Below are 257 nucleotides of genomic sequence, written 5' to 3' on the forward strand. Positions count from 1 at the left end.
GACCAAGGATCCGCAGGTAATCGCGGATCTGCAGAAGGGCGACGGCTCGACCGACCCGGAGACGCGCAAGGCCGCCTACGCCAAGGCGCTCCAGCGGATCGCCGCGGAAGCCTACGCGCTGCCGATGTTCTCCTACTCGACCAACTACGCCTTCACGTCGGACCTCAACTTCACCGCCCAGCCCGACGAGGTGCCGCGCTTCTACGCGGCGTCGTGGAAGTGACGGCGGTGGCCGCGGCGCGCCGAGCCCCCTCTCC

The 257-nt window shown here is 69.3% G+C and carries 1 pseudogene; it reads left to right on the top strand.

Annotated features, from left to right (window positions below):
• Positions 1-223, top strand: a pseudogene (locus tag C1X29_RS30100) (ABC transporter substrate-binding protein); the annotation flags it as partial.
• Positions 224-257: the final 34 nt, after the last annotated feature.

Source organism: Pseudomonas sp. GW456-12-10-14-LB2 (assembly GCF_002884345.1).
Lineage (GTDB): Bacteria > Pseudomonadota > Gammaproteobacteria > Pseudomonadales > Pseudomonadaceae > Aquipseudomonas > Aquipseudomonas paraglycinae.